This is a genomic window from Chryseobacterium sp. SIMBA_029 (assembly GCF_046535275.1).
Lineage (GTDB): Bacteria > Bacteroidota > Bacteroidia > Flavobacteriales > Weeksellaceae > Chryseobacterium.
The window spans coordinates 1-245 of sequence record NZ_JAWRXA010000721.1; the positions used below are offsets into that span (position 1 = coordinate 1).

Consider the following 245-nt stretch of genomic DNA (forward strand, 5'->3'; position numbering starts at 1 on the left):
GAACCAAAAACGTTTCTTTTGACGATGAACGCCGGAGCGATACCTTCCAACCATTGGACCCAGGATAACGCGGTGGGTGGTGGGCGTATCATTGGCGAGGCGTGTCACTTTGTCGATTTGATGAGGTTCCTGTCAGGCAGTAAAATTGTCTCGGTACAGGCCCGCCGGATGGGTGATAGCCCTGGAATCGAGGTTGTCGAAGATCGGGCGTCGATCACGTTGGGATTCGAGGATGGCTCTTTCGG

General features: G+C 54.3%; 1 protein-coding gene. It reads left to right on the plus strand.

Annotated features, from left to right (window positions below):
- Positions 1–24: 24 nt before the first annotated feature.
- Positions 25–245: Gfo/Idh/MocA family oxidoreductase (locus SB679_RS25830; protein ID WP_410705226.1), on the plus strand; the 221-nt coding region annotated here is incomplete at its 3' end.